Below are 16,784 nucleotides of genomic sequence, written 5' to 3'. Positions count from 1 at the left end.
TTGGGACAGTGTACTTGAGCCGATCAATAGATACTATCACGGATCGGAGGTGTTACCTGACCGATCCGTTTGCATATTTATTGTGGGCGTGGTCGGTTTCGATAGGCATAAAGAAACAGACCGAAACACAGCAACATTAAACCTATGATCAGATGTGAACTGAGAGGCTCATGATTGAACAAAAAGCCCCAACAGGTGGCAAACACAGGCGTCAGAATGGTGATCAGCATCACTGTAGTTGGGTTGAGTTTTTGAATTAAATGAAAGTAAAAAATCATGGCCAGCACAGAAGAAAATAAGGCGCTATACAGCAGGGCCAAACTGGTTTGCAGACTCGGGAACTGCGTTGGTGCCTCAGCGAGAAAAAAAGGTAATAAACACAGATAGCCAAACCATGAAACCAGAGTTGAGCCTGTGGTTTGAATGATTGGATGAATTTCTGCGCCAACTTTGGCAACGCTAAACATTGAAAGTACATAGAGTAGAACCGCAATGATTTCATATAACACCCCAACTGAATCCAGCTGAATATGATCAGCACCTATACCGAGTGTCAGAGACAAGCCAAAAATTGCTAGTGTGAGTCCGTACCATTGACGTTTTAAAAAACGTTCGCGTTTTAGAATAAAGACGGCAATCAAACCTGACCAGAGTGGCGCCGTACCATAAATAATCGAAATCATACCCGATGAAACACGGGTTGCGCCCATATAGCAGAAGGTCATAGAGCCAAATAAGCCAACCGCACCTGCGCCATAACTGATCAAGGCCTGAGGTGTCAGAATAAGTTTTTGTCGGAAATAAAACAGGCAAATTAATGCCAACGGAATGGCGATACTAAAGCGGAAAAACAGTCCCCAAGCCCAATGAATTTCGTGCACAGTCAAAACCGCGGCCAAAGGCGTGAATGACCAGATCAGCACGACTGCAATAAATTGACCGACTGTAGCAAGGCGAGGGGAAACGAGGGCCACAGCCGGTTGTATCTGTGTGCTGGATATAAAATTCTTTTCGGGTAACTGGCTCATGTTGAGGTTCCTGTTATAACAACGGTAGATGGGGTTAAAAAATTTAGGCAACAAAAAAGGTCGCTGTTGAGGCGACCTTGGGATTCAAATGATGCTTTTTTAATGGGGCATCGGATGAAGTTGTACAAAGTCTCCTCGCATAAAAATGCAGACACGTCGCCATGCTGCATGGGCAGAAATAGCATGCGAAATCACGATGACGGGTGCGAAAGACACTTTGTTGCTGAACATATCAACATTCTTAAATTAGCTTTAGATTTTTATAGCATAGGCTTTGGGTGAAAAATAGTCGTTTTCTCAAATAAAGATAAAAATATAAGCAAAGTAAATAAACAATTGGGCATTGCTAAAATTGCAGATTTTTCCATAATGTTGCCATCAAATTCTGAAAGATGTTTGCTCTTGTCTGCCTTTGAAATTTTTGCGGTAGTGATTAGTCTGATTGGTGTGACCTTGACCATTCGACGCAATATGTGGTGCTGGTGGTTTAACTTTTTGGCGTGTAGTTTGTATGCCTATTTTTTCTTTACCATCAAGTTATATGGTGAAACGATCCTGCAATTTTTCTTTATTGCGATGAATCTTTATGGATTCTATTACTGGCTTAAAGGCAAACGTCAAGACCATGATATTCGGATTGAACCGATTGCCAAGACCACTGTATTGGCGCAAATGTGCTTGCCGCTGATTTTTGGTCTGTTGTTTGGCTTGATTCTTAAACACTTTACCGATGCTGCTGTACCGATGTTAGATTCACAATTGGTGGCATTTAGTTTACTTGCTACCTACTGGACCAGTCGTAAGCATATTGCCACTTGGATTCTCTGGATTTTTGTCAACATTATCTATGTCGGTATGTTTATTTACAAAGAGGTTTTCCTGACCGCGGGACTCTATGCGGCTTTTGTTGGATTGGCAGCCTATGGTTGGTGGCAATGGCAACAGGTCAAACAAAAACAAAAGTTTCAGCTATAAATAACAAGGGCAGCTTAGCTGCCCTTGTTATTGTGGATAAAGATTATTTCGTCGTTGCCTGATAGATCTGTACGGCTTGACGGCCTAAGGCTGGATCATCGGTAAATACGCCATCAACCCCCGCTTTAAAATAAAGCTGCATTTCTTTAATGGACCCTGTGCTGCAACGCTCAGCTGCTTTTGCAACATCAGCACTACATTTCAGTGTATCGGGTAGGAAGTTGTTTTCTGGACGGAAGGTATAAGGATGTACTTTTAAATTCACTTTATGTGCATCCGAAATAAACGAAGTGGTCTGTGTCATTGCTGCATCTTTAAATACATAGACTTTCCATGGACCGACACCATTGGCATAAGCCGAAACATCTTTAAGACCCTGTGCCGTTGCCAGATCCGCATAGGTTTTAGGATTATTTTGCACAACATAATCTGCTGGTCTTGCTTCTGGCGCATCATAGAGCTGAATCAATTGTGCATGCTTAACACTCTTGTGTAAGTCGAGTTGGCTCTTTAAGTATTTTAAATTTCCAACTTCAAACGACTGTAAATAAATAGGCGCAATATCTCGGCTGTATTGATACTTAGATAAGGTTTTTAGTAAAGCATCTTCCATCGCCAAATTCTGTTGCTGGAAGTAGGTCGGATGTTTAGTTTCAATATATAGACCAATGATTTTGCCTGTTTTTTTATAATGTGCTTCTGCCAGTTCAATGATTTGTTCTAAGGTTGGAATAGCATAGAGATCATTATACTTCTGGTTGTCTGGTCGGAATTGTGGAATACGTTCACGGGCTTTGAGTTGCTGTAACTCTTTTAAAGTGAAGTCTTCGGTAAACCAACCTTCTAAAGTGACCCCATCAATGACTTTGGTTTTTTTACGATCTGCAAATTGAGGTAGGGTGGAAACATTGGTGGTCCCACCAATTTCATTTTCATGGCGTGCGACCAAGACACCATCTTTGGTTGAAACCAAGTCGGGTTCAATAAAATCAGCGCCGTCATCTATGGCTTTTTGATAAGAGGCGAGGGTATGTTCTGGTCGAAGTGCACTGGCACCACGATGTCCAATCACTAAAATTTTTGGCAATTGATATTCAGGTGGCGTGGTCTTACTTTGATTATTATTGTCATCATTACAGCCTGCAAGACTGAGCAGGCAGAGACAAAGCGCAGCTTTTTTTAACATGAACAAACTCATCAGTTTTTATTTAAGCGGCTAGTTTGAAAGCGAAAGTTATCAAATCAATGACAGTTGCATGATGCTTTTATGAAATTATCAAGAATTTTAAAATGTCTGTGTGATTTATAGCAAATATCCAGTCGCAGGATTGCTCACAACTGGATGTCTAATCATGATTTTAGGATTTATGCTTCCAATACGGCCAATTGATCTCAGGGATAAACTGATAGTCTTTATCTTGCCAATAAGATTGTCCAAGCGATGATTTATCTTTTAGTCCCATAATGTGCATTAAATTGTTATCAAGTTCGGCGGTATTGATGGTTCTGTCTTTATTGACACCAGTGGCGAGCATTTTATCTGCCCACATGATCACCGGAACCTGATAGCCTGCTTTGGTATTGGGACTATGCCCAGCATAGTCAATCTCATGCCCCACTTCATTGCCGTGATCTGATACAACCGTGAATGATCTAAAGTCGGGTACGGCATCGGCTCTCAGCGTATCTAAAAATCGTGCTAGCAGAGAATCTTCATATAGCACGGCATTGTCATAATCATTACGTAAGGAACGAATCCAAGGGTCAATATCCCGATCTTTAAGTTCGACTTCGACTTGATCATTACTGGTGCTGGTAAATTTATTGAATGCAGCAGGGTAACGTTCTTTATAATTTGGATGCGCACCAATTAGATGAAGAATGATTAACTTTTTCGGATCTGGATCTGCAAGTGCTTGCTGATAATCAGGAATTAAGCTTTCGTCCAAAGAGGTACTACTGCGTCCAGAGCGATTGTTTTTATACACGGCTTTGTCCGCATAGGAACCAAATAAAGAAGATAGATAAGTATCATCTTGGTTACTGAGCCAATAAATTTTATATCCTGCAGCGCGTGCATAAGCCAGAACACTTTCAGGTGAATATTTGTCGTGTTCAGCAGCAGGACTTTCGGTCAACAAGACCCGTAATGCATTAATGGTCGATGGTGATGGTGAGAAGGCATTACAGAATACTTTGATGTCAGCCAGTCGTTTGGCTAATTCAGGTGTGGTATCGCGTGCATAACCACACACCCCTAGATTCAAACTGGTTAGGCTTTCAGAAAGTACCAGTACATGGGTTTGTTTGCCTACTGCTTGTTGGGTCAGTGCAAGATTTTGTTTAGCACTGACATCCCATTGCTGATGGACATCTTTATGTTGCTTAATTCTATTTTGGAAATCTTCAATTTTAGTCTCAAACTCAGTCCAAAAAATAATGGGGTGGACTTTGCGTGAAGGTTTCATCAAATAGCTGGTCACGGTCAGTAACATCAATAAAATAATACAACTGCGATAAATGCGACTGTGCCAGAGCTGACTAAAATGGGCAGGCTGAACCAGTTTAAATACGGAAAAGCTATAAATAGTCAGCACACTGAGTAAAGCAAACACTACTGCAGCAATCGTAACCAGATGTAGCTGTAAGAATCCCAAAATTTCTTGATGGTTGGTATTGGCTATCGCTTCAATAACAAAATAGGCTTCGTTATCGCTATTAAATAAAAACCAAGTACTGGAACGTAGTAAGGCATCTAACCAAGCAATAAACCACCAAGCAATGGTTAGGACATACCAATATGTTTTCTGGCGCGTAATTGCCAAATAAATAAACAAAACACCAGGGAGAGATAAAAAGCCGAGCCTTAAACCATCAGATAAATTACCTGCGGCAATCAGCAAGCCGCCTGTAATGAATGCAGGCAGCAAAATCAGCAGCAGAATATTCAAGTTTTTAAAGCTGGCCTTCATATATGCCTAGTACTGTGGGGGAGAAAAGTTAAGCGGCTAATATCGGTTTAACGGGGGGAGTGTGTCAATTCTAAATTAAGAAGTATTTGATTGCACAGTAAATTAAATTAATTAGCACAGCTAAACTGTTAAATGAGTGCAAAGATCATGCATGAAGTTATGCAGAAGAGTCTCAAAATCCATTATTTCTCCTCAATTTCTGCTTTTTGAAATGATATGTTAATAGGGATGGTGTTTGCTTGAAAGCTCGGTAATGATCATAGTTTGAACGTACTCGTATTCTCTCTATCTTTTTGAAAAATTGACTGTTTCTAGAACGGAATAAACAGCCATGTTATCTAAGTTTTTTATTCATCGCCCGATCTTTGCTGGTGTACTGGCTATCATCGTCATGGCTGTCGGTCTCTTTTCAATTCTAAAGTTACCGGTGGAGCGTTATCCCGATATTGCGCCACCACGAATTACTGTTGCGGCAAATTATAGTGGTGCAGATGCACAAGCGGTTGAAGACAGTGTTACTCAAGTTTTAGAACAACAAATTAAAGGCATTGATCATCTGCTGTATTTCAACTCTAGCAGTGATGCCAGTGGTAATAGCCGAATCAGTCTGTTCTTTGATCAAGGTACAGATCCAGATCAAGCACAGGTTCAGGTACAAAATGCGATTAATGGCGCGATTAACCGCTTACCCGAAGATGTACAACGACAAGGCGTTAATGTTCGCAAGTCGCTGAGCGATTCATTTATGGTGATCGGTCTGGGAGATAAATCAGGGCGTTCAACCAATTTAGATATTTCAGATTATTTAACCAATAACTTTGAGTTAAATCTCAGTCGAATCGAAGGGATTGGCGAGGTCAGTGTATTCGGATCGCAATATGCCATGCGTATTTGGCTCGATCCACAACGCTTAGAACGTTATCAATTACAAGTCAGTGAAGTGCGCACTGCTTTGGAAAACCAGAATGCACAGGTAGCAGCAGGTGCGATTGGGGATTTACCTGCCGCTCAAGATCAATATTTAAATGCCAAAGTCACCTCGGGTTCTTTATTACGAACACCAGAACAGTTTGAAAATATCATTGTCAAAGCCAATACAGATGGCAGCTTTGTTTACTTAAAAGATGTCGCTCGTGTCGAAGTCGGTGCTGAAAACTATCAGGTGTTTAACCGTCTAAATGGTTATCCTGCATCGGGGCTTTCACTGTCCTTGACGGTCGGGGCCAATGTGATGCAAGTTGCTGATGCAGTGTATAAGGAAGTGGCACGCTTAGAAAAAGCGCTACCTGAAGGCTATTTTGTGGTCTATCCACGAGATGATACGCCTTTCGTAAAAGAGTCGATGTCGCAAGTGGTATCAACCCTGATCGAAGCCATTGGTTTGGTTGTCTTGGTGATGTTTATCTTCCTGCAAAACTGGCGGGCTACTTTAATTCCTGCGGTTACCGTGCCAGTGGTAATTCTCGGAACTTTCGCCGTTTTAGCGGTTTTAGGGATGAGCATCAATACATTGACTTTGTTTGCGATGGTGTTGGCGATTGGTTTGTTGGTCGATGACGCGATTGTGGTGGTGGAAAACGTTGAGCGGCTGATGCATGAACAGCAACTCAGTGCCAAGGAAGCCTCAATTCAGTCCATGCATGAGATCAGTGGTGCCTTGGTCGGGATTACTTTGGTACTGACCGCCGTATTTATTCCAATGTCTTTCTTTAGTGGTGCAACAGGGATTATTTACCGCCAGTTCTCGATTACGCTTGTGGTCGCGATGGGACTTTCATTACTGGTGGCTTTGATCCTAACCCCAGCCTTATGTGCGATTTTATTAAAGCCTCAGCAGAAACAGGCGCGTTGGGCGATCAAGTTCAATCAGGGTTTGGACTATATTAAAACGCGTTATCTCAATGTTTCACAAAAAGTCATTAACTTAAAAACCATTTCTCTATTGGGTATTGTACTGCTGATCGGTAGCTTTATTTGGGTTTATCGTGATCTGCCAACCAGCTTCTTACCTCAAGAAGATCAAGGCTTGTTAGGGGTTCAATTTCGTTTACCGGAAGGGACACCAATGAGCAAGACTGAAGAAGTCGGAAAACAAATTTCAGATTATTTTCTTGAACATGAAAAGGCCAACCTGAACGGAGTGATGGTGATTCATGGGCGTAACTTTTCAGGTACAGGACAGAATTTGGGTCAGGCCTTTGTATCGCTTAAACATTGGAATGATCGCAAAGGTGCAGAAAATAGCGCACAGCAAATTCGTGCGCGTGCAATGAAGTATTTCTCCCAAAATAATCAAGCGCGCATTATGGTGCTGATGCCTTCGGTGATTCGTGGGCTCGGGAACTCTGACAAAATGGAGTTTTGGCTACAGGACACCAAAGGCTTGGGTCGAGAAAGTTTATTGAACTCTTTCCGAAGTTTGCAGCAGCAAGGGAATGCACTACCTTCGGTCGAAAACCTTGATAAAAAAGGCAATGATGATCAGGCCGTATTGAATATCAAGATTGATCATAAAGCTGCGATGATTCATGGTCTCAATGTCAGTGAAATTAACCGCACCCTCTCGACAGCGTGGAGTGGTAGCTATATCAATGACTTTATTGATCGTGGGCGTATTAAACGGGTCTATTTACAAGGTGATGCACCGTATCGTTCTAAGCCAGAAGACCTGAATTACTGGTATGTCAAAAATGCCAATGGGCAGATGGTACCCTTCTCGCAATTTAGTCAGATTGCTTGGCAAGGTGCACCACCGATGTTGGAACGTTTTATGGGCTATCCTGCCATCAGTTTGGAAGCAGATGCAGCCAATGGCTTTAGTAGCGGGCAGGGGATGCAGGCCATTCGTGGTCTGGTGGATCAAATGCCTGATGTCGGTTTGGAATGGAGTGGATTGTCTTATCAAGAACAGGAATCCAGTAATCAGGCAATCTGGTTATATCTGGTGTCTGTAGCCTTTATTTTCCTCTGTCTTGCTGCGCTGTATGAAAGCTGGTCGATTCCTTCAGTGGTCATGGCCGCGATTCCACTTGGGATTGGAGGAACCATTCTATTTAGTTATTGGTTTGGTTTCGCCAATGATATCTACTTCCAGATTGCGCTGCTCACCACCATTGGCCTATCCTGTAAAAATGCGATTTTAATGGTTGAGTTCGCAGCAAGTTTACAGCAGCAAGGCCGGACTGCACTAGAGGCTGCCTTACAGGCTGCGGGTCTCCGTCTCAGACCGATTTTGATGACCTCGATTGCCTTTGGTGCAGGCGTGATTCCATTGATGTTCTCCAGTGGTGCGGGTGCATTGAGCCGACAAGCGATTGGCTATAGTGTGTTTGGTGGAGTTGTATTTGGTACGATTCTGGTGCTGATCTTTATTCCATTTATGTATGTACTGGTCAGAACCTTGTTTAAGCCTAAAGATAAGGTTGTGTTGGCTAAATAAGAGCACTATAAATTAGTGGCAGACATGAATAATTCGTTCCTCTAATAAAGGTTCGAATTGTTCATTTTTGTTGTCTAAGTTGAGAATATAAAAAAATATTTGTAGTATTGCCGTGCCGTATAAGCGGCCTAATGAGGTTTGATTCCCTAAATGGACACGCAGAGTTGTAGTTTATTTCAAATTACACATTTTTATATTAATCAAAATCTGAATGAAGTTTTCTATTCGATCGTAAAATAATACGCTGCGTTTAGTCCTTCATTGCAGATACTTTGTAGTGAAGAGGCGAATATGAGCTACAACAACTTTTTATATTTATTAAGCGACGCACTTAAAAATAATCATATTGAACTGGCACTTGCATCAGTTGAAACATTTCAAGCAGTCGATATTGCAGATGTATTGACACAGCTCTCGGCTGAACAAAGTCAATTGCTGCTCACGCATTTACCCGATCGAGCCTACGTATTTTCCTATCTTCCACCCAATGAACAAGTCAAATTGGCTCAAGCGATGCCTAGAAATATTCTGGCAGAGATTATTGGAGAAATGTCATCGGACAAACGCGCTGACGTGTTTAAGTGTTTAGATGAAGAGCAACAAAATGCGCTATTACCAGCCCTAGCACAGGCCGAGAGAGAAGATATCCGTCAACTGTCATCCTATTTAGAGGGAACAGCAGGGGCAATCATGAGCTCCGAATATGCGACCTTAAAACCGAATATGACGGTCATGGATGCAATCAGAATGTTGCGCCTTGAAGCCCCCGATACGGAAATGATTTATTTCGCTTATGTGTTGGATGAAGCACGCAAAATTCTCGGAGTTTTATCTTTAAAGCAATTGATACTTGCACCTGAAGAGCAAAATATTAATGAGCTCATGGAAACCAATGTCTTAACCGCTTATGTGGATACAGACCAAGATGAAGTGGCAAAAACCATTGCACGTTATGATTTATTAGCGCTGCCGATTATCGATCATCAAAACATGATGGTCGGGATCGTGACCTATGATGATGCAATGGACGTTGCCAGCGAAGAAGCAACAGAAGACTTCTTAAAAGTCGGTGCGGTCAATGCATCCTCTAAGCTGAGTATTAAATCAGCACCGATTCTGCAACTCTATCAGAAACGGGTATTTTGGTTGGTCTTTCTCGTGTTTGGTAGTTTGCTGTCGGGGATCGGTATTGCTCACTATGAAGATGTGATTGCGAAAAATCTGGTATTGGTTTTCTTTTTGCCCTTATTGGTGGGAAGCGGAGGAAATGCAGGTTCTCAGTCTTCAACCTTGATGGTTCGAGCCTTAGCAACGGGTGATGTGCAATTTAAAGACTGGTTTTATTTACTCGGACGTGAAAGTTTAGTTGCACTGTGCTTAGGTGGCACCATGGCGGTTGCAGTGTCATTACTGGGTTATTTCCGTGGTGATGAAATGGTGGCCTTGGTACTGGCGCTGAGTATGATGGGCATTGTACTGATGGGCTGTCTGATTGGTATGAGCTTGCCGTTTATCTTAAATAAGGCTGGACTTGACCCTGCCAGTGCTTCTGCGCCGTTGGTCACCTCAATTTGTGATGCGACAGGGGTATTGGTGTATTTATTTATCGCCTCGATGATTTTATTCTGAGTCGTAATAATAATTGTACCGACAAAATTTAAAAACTACTTTATTCTCAAGCATAAACATGGCTTTTAGGTTGAGTGAATGACGGCTCCAACACAACAAAAAAAATTAACTCAGCAGCAAGCGATTGCTGTCGAACGTGATTTAGCAAAGTTTGCCAACACCATGGACAGTTTGGTTCGGATTCCGTTCACCAAACAAGGTGTTGGAGCCGATGCTGCACTGAGCACCATTCCTTTTGCAGGTGATATCGCAGGTTTTATTTTAACGCTGTATGCGTTTAAAAAGGCGAGGGAGGTCGGTGTACCACAGCATAAACTGAAGGGTGTGGTCAAACTGGCAATCATGGATATGTTGGTCGGTTTCGTACCAATTGTCGGCACTTTATTTGATGTATTTATTCGTCCGAGCCGCAAGACGCTTGAAATTGTACATGCGCATATCCGTGAGGAATATCAAGTGCATAGTGATATTCATGTGGTCCATCCATTCTTACATGAATCACTTGAGCAGAAGCAAAAAAGCTCGGCATTTTGGCGTAATCCGATCGTGAGCTGGATTTGGTTACGTATCCCAGATTTGTTGGGAATTGCAGTCCTTATCTTATTGGTTGTCGCGGTTTGGGCCGGTTTCAGTTATCTGTGGCAGTTTTATCAATCTTTCCAAGCACACTAGATTTTTAAGCAAAAATAAAGCCTCCGTGATGGAGGCTTTATTGTTTATCTGATACTGATTATTGAACATTTAATTGCTGTAATGCAGCAACACGTTGTTCAATGGTTGGGTGAGTTTGGAATAAAGCAGCTAAGCTAAAGCCTTGTTCCTTACCTTCCGCAATCGCAAATGCTTTCATTTCTTTCGGCATTTGATCTGGCATTTCTGATTCTGCTTGTAAACGAAGTAGAGCAGAGATCATTGCTTGTTTACCTGCTAAACGTGCGCCGGCTTCATCTGCGCGATATTCACGTTGACGAGAGAACCACATCACGATGGCAGAGGCCATAATACCGAATACGATGTCGAGTACGATGGTAATAGCAAAATAAGCAAGGCCTGGTGCTTCACCTTCTTCACGACCAAATACATTACGGTCGATGAAGTCACCTGCAATACGTGCAAAGAACATGACAAAGGCGTTCACTACACCTTGAATCAGCGCAAGGGTCACCATGTCACCGTTTGCAACGTGACCGATTTCGTGCGCGAGTACTGCACGAAGTTCATCTTTGTTCATACGCTCAAGTAAGCCAGTTGAAACAGCTACTAATGCGTCATTTTTATTCCAACCTGTCGCAAATGCATTGGATTGGTAAGAAGGGAAAATACCCACTTCAGGCATGTTAATACCTGCACGTTGCGATAATTGCGCCACTTCTTGTAATAACCAAGCTTCTGCTTGACTACGGGGTGCATTTGGGTCAATTAATTCTGTCCCAGTGGTTTTTTTAGCCATCCACTTCGACATGAACAGGGAAATAATAGAACCCACCATACCAAAGACAAAACAGATGACTAAAAGGTTGCCTAGATTCAAGCCCCCTGCGCCATGGTAACTACCGACACCGAAGAGTGACAAGATAATGCCAGCTACAACCAGTACCGCGAGGTTGGTTAGCAAGAACAAACCAATCCGCATCATTGAGAAAACCCTCTTATAAAGAAAAAGTGATCTGATTTATAAATTATAAATCATAACGCTAATATGCAGGGCGAATTGTAAAAATTCAAGCAAAAAGTGGGCGCAGATACATTTAGCCTATAAAACGATGAATTGGCTATGAAACAGTGACTTAAATGAAATTTTGTCTAAAAAATATCAGGTAAAATCATTCTGTGAGAATCGTTGGCCTGAATTGTTAGTCACTGAGGCGTATTCTGGCAGATGCAGTGGCATTGGTGGTGGTATATGTCCCTGATGGTGCATCGGTAAAGGTACCATCTGCAAGGGTAATAATTTGGCGATTATATTGTTTTGGTGCTGGTGCAACTTCTACAGCTTCGGTGGATGGCGTGGTGTAATTGGCAGATTGTGCAATCACTTGTGTCGCGGCGCTCGATGAAGATGAGCCGATACTTGATGCATATAGATTTTGATAACGGCTGGTGACACGACGCACATAGTCTTGGGTTTCACGAAATGGAGGAATGCCACCATATTTATCGACATTGCCTTCACCTGCGTTATATGCGGCGATTGCAAGTTGCGTATTGCCATTAAACCGTTTAAGTAACCAACTTAAATATTTTGCACCAGCAAAAATGTTTTGTTGTGGGTCATAGGCATTATTCACATTAAAGCGGCGTGCAGTCGCTGGCATCAGTTGCATTAAACCTTGCGCTCCTACTGGAGAGCGGGCATTGATATTAAAGCCTGATTCCGTATGCATGACCGCTTTAATTAATCCCTCAGAGACACCATGTTGCTGTGCCGCTTGGCGAATCAATGGATCGAATGCATTTTTATTACGGCTATAGCTCGGAAGCACTGAAGCCTCACTTGCACCCCAGTTACTATAACTATGGATATTACTGTCGGGATAGTAGGTTGCTTTCACCACTTTTAAATGGCTATATTCTGCTTTCTTCTTATTGGTCAGCAGCGTTGTACCATTGTTGTCTTTAAATTGATAAATCGTCTGCCCAGCATAGCTTGGTGCTATGCCATTAAAAAAACCGATTGTCCCCAAGCAAAGGGTAAAAAAATATGTTGTTTTGTTCATCATTATAATATTCACGAAAGGATGAGCATAAGTTCTTCACAGCAGTGTAACAAAAAAAAGTAAAAAAAGAACTTTCGCTACAATTTTTTTATTTTCGACTGTTAGACAAAAATCAAGTCATTTTGTTCGAATGTTCAGCAAAAAAAATTAAAATATTTTTTTTAAAAACTAAGTCTTGACTTATCTAAGTCATTGATTTTGTTTTTATAAAATCATTGGTTAAAAAATGATCAATCTAATCGGAAGCCTTATTTTAAGATAAAAAGAGTTTGTCAATAGCGAAGAAATCCACAAATTTATCCACAGCTTTTGTGGACAACTGTGGAAAAGTTTGAAATATAAGCAATCCAGGCGAATCTGAATTTTTTTGATCAGAATTTTACCAGTATGAAACTCAAATATGACGATTGGAAGAAATTGAAAAATTCTTTAGATGCGCATTTTTTCGGAATGAGATAAAATCTTGCGGGTATTTTTGTTTATGAGTAAATCACGTCTATGTACGCGCCAGTGGAATCCAACCAAGGATTTAATTTCAAGCCAGAACTTCCGACAAGTTCAGCGTATTATCGCCTGTTGAAAAAGCTTCGTCGTCAGGTTGGGCATGCAATTCGTGATTACAACATGATCGAAGACGGTGATAAGGTCATGGTTTGTGTGTCTGGCGGTAAAGACAGCTATACCTTATTGGATATCTTGCTGCAGTTTAAACGGATTGCACCGATCAATTTTGATGTTGTGGCTGTGAATCTGGATCAAAAGCAACCGGGCTTCCCAGAAGATATCTTGCCGCGCTATATGGAAGAGAACAATATTCCATATTACATTCTTGAAAAAGATACTTATACCATTACCAAGCGTTTAACTCCTGAAGGCAAGACCTACTGTGCAGTATGCTCTCGTTTACGCCGTGGTTCGCTGTATGGCTTCGCTCAAGAAATTGGTGCAACTAAGGTTGCATTAGGTCATCACCGTGATGACATCATGGCAACATTCTTCTTGAACTTGTTCCATGGTGGTAGTTTGAAGGCGATGCCGCCAAAATTACTTTCATCGGATAAAAAGAATATTCTGATTCGTCCTTTGGCGTATGTCGAAGAGAAAGACATTATCAAATATGCGGATTTACGCCAGTTCCCGATTATTCCGTGTAACTTGTGTGGCTCACAAGAGAACTTACAACGCGCCATTATCAATGACATGTTGCGTGAATGGGATAAGCAGCATCCAAAGCGTTTACACAGTATTTTTGGTGCCTTACAGAATGTGTCTCCATCACAATTGGCGGACCGTGAGCTATTCGATTTTGAAGCGTTGGATGCTCAACGTGAGTTTGATATGAAAGACCCAGAAGAGTTGAAAAATCGCTTAGATGTGGTCAATCTCAGTTTTGCTGTTGAGTAAAGTGTAAAAGTTTTTGAAAAGGTACTTGTTAAGTACCTTTTTTTTATCAAAATTTTAAAAATTGAATCACGCGTACAAAAAATCATAGCCTAAAATAAAAATTACATGCTATAACAGGGCACGAGCAAATTGCTTCATGAGATGTCGTCTGGATAGATGGCACAAGAAATTGAACAAATACATTTGAGGAATAATCATGGCTGCATTTTTAACTGATGATTGGTTTGCAACTGTTGAAAAACTTACTGCTGAAGCAGGTGATTTAAACTTGCCACCAGCACTTGCGAATTTAGCGATTAACTTGGTTGTAACAGATGCAGCTGGTAATACAGAGTTGGCTTTAGATGCGGGTAAAATCCAAAAGGGTTTATCTTCAAATGCTAAAACAACTTTGAACATGGATGCTGAAACTTTACGTAAAGTATTCTTGGAATTTGATATGGCTGCTGCGATGCAAGCATTCATGACTGGTAAAATCAAAGTGCAAGGCGATATGTCTCAGCTTATGGCTTTACAAACAGCTAAGCCAAGCCAAGAGCAAAAAGATTTATTCAAGAAAGTACTTGAGCTTACTGCTTAAGTCTTCCTGAATAAAAAAAGCTTACCCAGAGGTAAGCTTTTTTTATATCTATTCAGTTATACATCAATACGGCTATTGGTCTTGAGATGTTCTAAATAGGTACGAATACGCGTCACATATTGTACGGCTTGTTTATAGCGACCATTTCGAGCTTGGTTACGCTGTAAATAGTCATATAAATTGACCCACTGATTCGGGTCTTTGCCTTGTGCACGGATACGTTTCTGAATCTGGCTGACTGCACCAGGACCCATATTGTATGCAACCAAAGCATACCAGTTACGGTCTGGATAAGGTACATTGCCAAATTGATCTAACATCAGATCAAAGTACTTTGCACCACCTTGAATACTTTGCAGTGGATCTGAGCGATTGCTTACGCCCATTGCTTTGGCTGTGCTGTTGGTCAACATCATTAAACCACGTACGCCAGTGGGAGAAACTGAGCTTGGTTTAAGATAAGACTCTTGATAGCCAATTGCTGCGAGTAAGTGCCAATCTAAATTGTATTTAGATGCGCTTTGCTTAAAGCTGGCCTTATAAATCGGTAAGCGTTGTTTCAAATCTCTTTGAATCGTAGACCAAGACTCTGGTTTAACCACATTGCGGTTATAGAATGAGGCCAATTGCTGGGTTGTACCCGATTGCTTACTTTGACAGATAAAACCACTCGCCGTGAGTGTAAGGGGATCATCAGCTTGCTTAAACACCCAGTTTAACTGAGGATTTAAACCATTTTTGCTTAAGCTTGCTTGATCGCCACAACTTGCTGAAAATGAAACCAGTTGTTTATTTTCAATCGTAGCCAGATTGGCTGTTGTCATGGCAATGTTCGCTTTACCTTGAGCAACCCATTTCAATGCCGTGGCATTGTCAGGAACGGTTTTGAAATCAAGCTTTACATTTAAGCTTTGTGCGTAATTACGCACGAGATCATAACCAAAACCATGTTGGAATTGACCGTCTTTAAAGACTGTGGTTGGGTTTTCAACTGCAACGACAGTTAAAACGTTGGTATTCACAACCGTATTGTATTGATGTGATTTTTCAGCATTCAAGCTATTGAAAGGAAGGATTGCAGCTCCTAACGCTAAAGCTTGAAAAGGTCGTTTGGAAGATAAAGAGTTAAGGCTAGGCCTCGACCCAGAACTTGAATTACTGTGCATGTTGTCTCCGCTACAGGTAATTTATGCCCAAAAAGTTCAGCAAAACACTGCCTTAACTTTTAAAAGTTGATAAATTCAATAAGGGTGGGCAAGTCATGAACGTCATTCAGTAATGACATTGAGTTAAAGGGAAAGATGGTACAAATGTTTCACAACATTTACAAAGTGTATAAAAAATAAACAAAAACAAACTTAGGGGCGCATATTAAGCGGCAAAACTAAGAATGTCAAATTTTGCACAATAAAAAATTGAGAGTTACATCACAAACCTATGATTTGGAAAAGAATAAAATTTATACACTTTAGTGGTGGTGAAATAAGGAATACAATGCAAAAACTTGTAAATGGACTGTTGTATTAACGTATTTGGGCTTATGAAATCGAATTTAATTACACGTAATGGACATGACCTTTTGGTTGCTGAGCTAAAAAAGCTTTGGCATGACGAACGTCCTGAAATAACTAAAAAAGTAAACTGGGCGGCAAGCCTTGGTGATCGCTCGGAAAATGCTGATTATCAATATAATAAACAAATACTTAGAAAAATAGATCGTCGGGTTCGTTACTTAGGAAAACGTTTAGAAGAATTAAAAATTGTCGATTATGTACCTGAGCAGGAGGGGAAGGTCTACTTTGGTGCTTGGGTGGAAATTGAAAATGATGCAGGGGAACAAAAAAAATTGCGTCTCGTGGGTGTCGATGAAATCTACGATCATCATCCGCAACATATTTCGATTGAGTCACCTATGGCGCGTGCTTTACTGGGGAAACAAGTGGATGATGAGGTTGAAGTGCATACGCCGTTGGGAAAAAAACTGTGGTATATCAACTCAATTCGCTATGAAAAACCTGAAAATGCTTAAAATTACAGGGT

Annotated in this window: 13 protein-coding genes; 7 read left to right on the top strand and 6 right to left on the bottom strand. The window is 41.2% G+C overall.

Annotated features, from left to right (window positions below; translation table 11 throughout):
• Nucleotides 1–77 precede the first annotated feature (77 nt).
• Complete coding sequence (locus MN869_RS03780) at nt 78–1,028, bottom strand: DMT family transporter (RefSeq protein ID WP_241272798.1); 951 nt, start codon at nt 1,026–1,028, stop codon at nt 78–80.
• Nucleotides 1,029–1,430: 402 nt separating this feature from the next.
• On the opposite strand from MN869_RS03780, the gene pnuC reads away from it, so the two are divergent.
• The gene (gene pnuC / locus MN869_RS03775) at nt 1,431–2,003 is read left to right on the top strand and encodes a nicotinamide riboside transporter PnuC (protein ID WP_241305731.1); all 573 of its coding nucleotides are present in this window, start codon (nt 1,431–1,433) and stop codon (nt 2,001–2,003) included.
• 43 nt (nt 2,004–2,046) lie between these two features.
• Here the strand turns inward: pnuC and MN869_RS03770 are convergent, their stop codons facing one another.
• Nucleotides 2,047–3,189 (bottom strand): glycerophosphodiester phosphodiesterase, encoded by a 1,143-nt coding sequence (locus MN869_RS03770; RefSeq protein WP_241305730.1) that lies wholly within the window; start codon nt 3,187–3,189, stop codon nt 2,047–2,049.
• A gap of 172 nt (nt 3,190–3,361) precedes the next feature.
• Nucleotides 3,362–4,975 carry a phosphoethanolamine transferase gene (locus MN869_RS03765; RefSeq protein WP_241305729.1) on the bottom strand — a complete coding sequence of 538 codons (1,614 nt, stop codon included), beginning with the start codon at nt 4,973–4,975 and terminating at the stop codon, nt 3,362–3,364.
• Nucleotides 4,976–5,306: 331 nt separating this feature from the next.
• Here MN869_RS03765 and MN869_RS03760 point away from each other — a divergent pair, with 331 nt between their 5' ends.
• The 3 genes from MN869_RS03760 (at nt 5,307) to MN869_RS03750 (ending at nt 10,715) form a co-directional block, all read left to right on the top strand.
• Nucleotides 5,307–8,414 carry an efflux RND transporter permease subunit gene (locus MN869_RS03760; protein WP_241305728.1) on the top strand — a complete coding sequence of 1,036 codons (3,108 nt, stop codon included), beginning with the start codon at nt 5,307–5,309 and terminating at the stop codon, nt 8,412–8,414.
• A gap of 291 nt (nt 8,415–8,705) precedes the next feature.
• Nucleotides 8,706–10,043 (top strand): magnesium transporter, encoded by a 1,338-nt coding sequence (gene mgtE, locus MN869_RS03755; protein WP_004801570.1) that lies wholly within the window; start codon nt 8,706–8,708, stop codon nt 10,041–10,043.
• Nucleotides 10,044–10,121: 78 nt separating this feature from the next.
• Nucleotides 10,122–10,715 (top strand): DUF4112 domain-containing protein, encoded by a 594-nt coding sequence (locus MN869_RS03750; RefSeq protein WP_004801568.1) that lies wholly within the window; start codon nt 10,122–10,124, stop codon nt 10,713–10,715.
• Between the two features lie 58 nt (nt 10,716–10,773).
• On the opposite strand, the gene htpX is transcribed toward MN869_RS03750, so the two are convergent.
• Together htpX and MN869_RS03740 are read right to left on the bottom strand one after the other, a co-directional pair.
• Entirely contained in the window at nt 10,774–11,679 is a 906-nt protein-coding gene (gene htpX, locus MN869_RS03745) for a protease HtpX (protein WP_004801567.1), read from the bottom strand.
• Nucleotides 11,680–11,896: 217 nt separating this feature from the next.
• On the bottom strand, nt 11,897–12,760 hold the full coding sequence (locus tag MN869_RS03740) for a lytic transglycosylase domain-containing protein (RefSeq protein ID WP_241305737.1): 864 nt from the start codon (nt 12,758–12,760) through the stop codon (nt 11,897–11,899).
• 498 nt (nt 12,761–13,258) lie between these two features.
• Here MN869_RS03740 and ttcA point away from each other — a divergent pair, with 498 nt between their 5' ends.
• Complete coding sequence (gene ttcA, locus MN869_RS03735) at nt 13,259–14,164, top strand: tRNA 2-thiocytidine(32) synthetase TtcA (protein ID WP_033134300.1); 906 nt, start codon at nt 13,259–13,261, stop codon at nt 14,162–14,164.
• A 196-nt stretch (nt 14,165–14,360) separates the two neighbouring features.
• Nucleotides 14,361–14,744 carry an SCP2 sterol-binding domain-containing protein gene (locus MN869_RS03730; protein ID WP_004801562.1) on the top strand — a complete coding sequence of 128 codons (384 nt, stop codon included), beginning with the start codon at nt 14,361–14,363 and terminating at the stop codon, nt 14,742–14,744.
• Between the two features lie 56 nt (nt 14,745–14,800).
• On the opposite strand, the gene MN869_RS03725 is transcribed toward MN869_RS03730, so the two are convergent.
• Complete coding sequence (locus MN869_RS03725; RefSeq protein ID WP_033134299.1) at nt 14,801–15,910, bottom strand: transglycosylase SLT domain-containing protein; 1,110 nt, start codon at nt 15,908–15,910, stop codon at nt 14,801–14,803.
• Between the two features lie 374 nt (nt 15,911–16,284).
• Here MN869_RS03725 and greB point away from each other — a divergent pair, with 374 nt between their 5' ends.
• Nucleotides 16,285–16,773 carry a transcription elongation factor GreB gene (gene greB / locus MN869_RS03720; RefSeq protein ID WP_005184373.1) on the top strand — a complete coding sequence of 163 codons (489 nt, stop codon included), beginning with the start codon at nt 16,285–16,287 and terminating at the stop codon, nt 16,771–16,773.
• Nucleotides 16,774–16,784 lie beyond the last annotated feature (11 nt).

The organism is Acinetobacter sp. NIPH1876, assembly GCF_022808535.1.
In the GTDB taxonomy this organism is placed as follows: Bacteria; Pseudomonadota; Gammaproteobacteria; order Pseudomonadales; family Moraxellaceae; genus Acinetobacter; species Acinetobacter higginsii.
Note: the sequence above shows the minus strand (reverse complement) of the source record. Positions and strands in the feature narration are given on the sequence as shown.

Excerpts from the sequence above, each read along its gene's own strand:
- MN869_RS03765 (WP_241305729.1), bottom strand. The coding sequence starts at position 4,975 with ATGAAGGCCAGCTTTAAAAACTTGAATATTCTGCTGCTGATTTTGCTG.
- greB (WP_005184373.1), top strand. The coding sequence starts at position 16,285 with ATGAAATCGAATTTAATTACACGTAATGGACATGACCTTTTGGTTGCT.
- MN869_RS03750 (WP_004801568.1), top strand. The coding sequence starts at position 10,122 with ATGACGGCTCCAACACAACAAAAAAAATTAACTCAGCAGCAAGCGATT.
- MN869_RS03725 (WP_033134299.1), bottom strand. The coding sequence starts at position 15,910 with ATGCACAGTAATTCAAGTTCTGGGTCGAGGCCTAGCCTTAACTCTTTA.
- MN869_RS03770 (WP_241305730.1), bottom strand. The coding sequence starts at position 3,189 with ATGTTAAAAAAAGCTGCGCTTTGTCTCTGCCTGCTCAGTCTTGCAGGC.
- MN869_RS03760 (WP_241305728.1), top strand. The coding sequence starts at position 5,307 with ATGTTATCTAAGTTTTTTATTCATCGCCCGATCTTTGCTGGTGTACTG.
- ttcA (WP_033134300.1), top strand. The coding sequence starts at position 13,259 with ATGTACGCGCCAGTGGAATCCAACCAAGGATTTAATTTCAAGCCAGAA.
- MN869_RS03740 (WP_241305737.1), bottom strand. The coding sequence starts at position 12,760 with ATGAACAAAACAACATATTTTTTTACCCTTTGCTTGGGGACAATCGGT.
- MN869_RS03780 (WP_241272798.1), bottom strand. The coding sequence starts at position 1,028 with ATGAGCCAGTTACCCGAAAAGAATTTTATATCCAGCACACAGATACAA.
- mgtE (WP_004801570.1), top strand. The coding sequence starts at position 8,706 with ATGAGCTACAACAACTTTTTATATTTATTAAGCGACGCACTTAAAAAT.
- htpX (WP_004801567.1), bottom strand. The coding sequence starts at position 11,679 with ATGATGCGGATTGGTTTGTTCTTGCTAACCAACCTCGCGGTACTGGTT.
- MN869_RS03730 (WP_004801562.1), top strand. The coding sequence starts at position 14,361 with ATGGCTGCATTTTTAACTGATGATTGGTTTGCAACTGTTGAAAAACTT.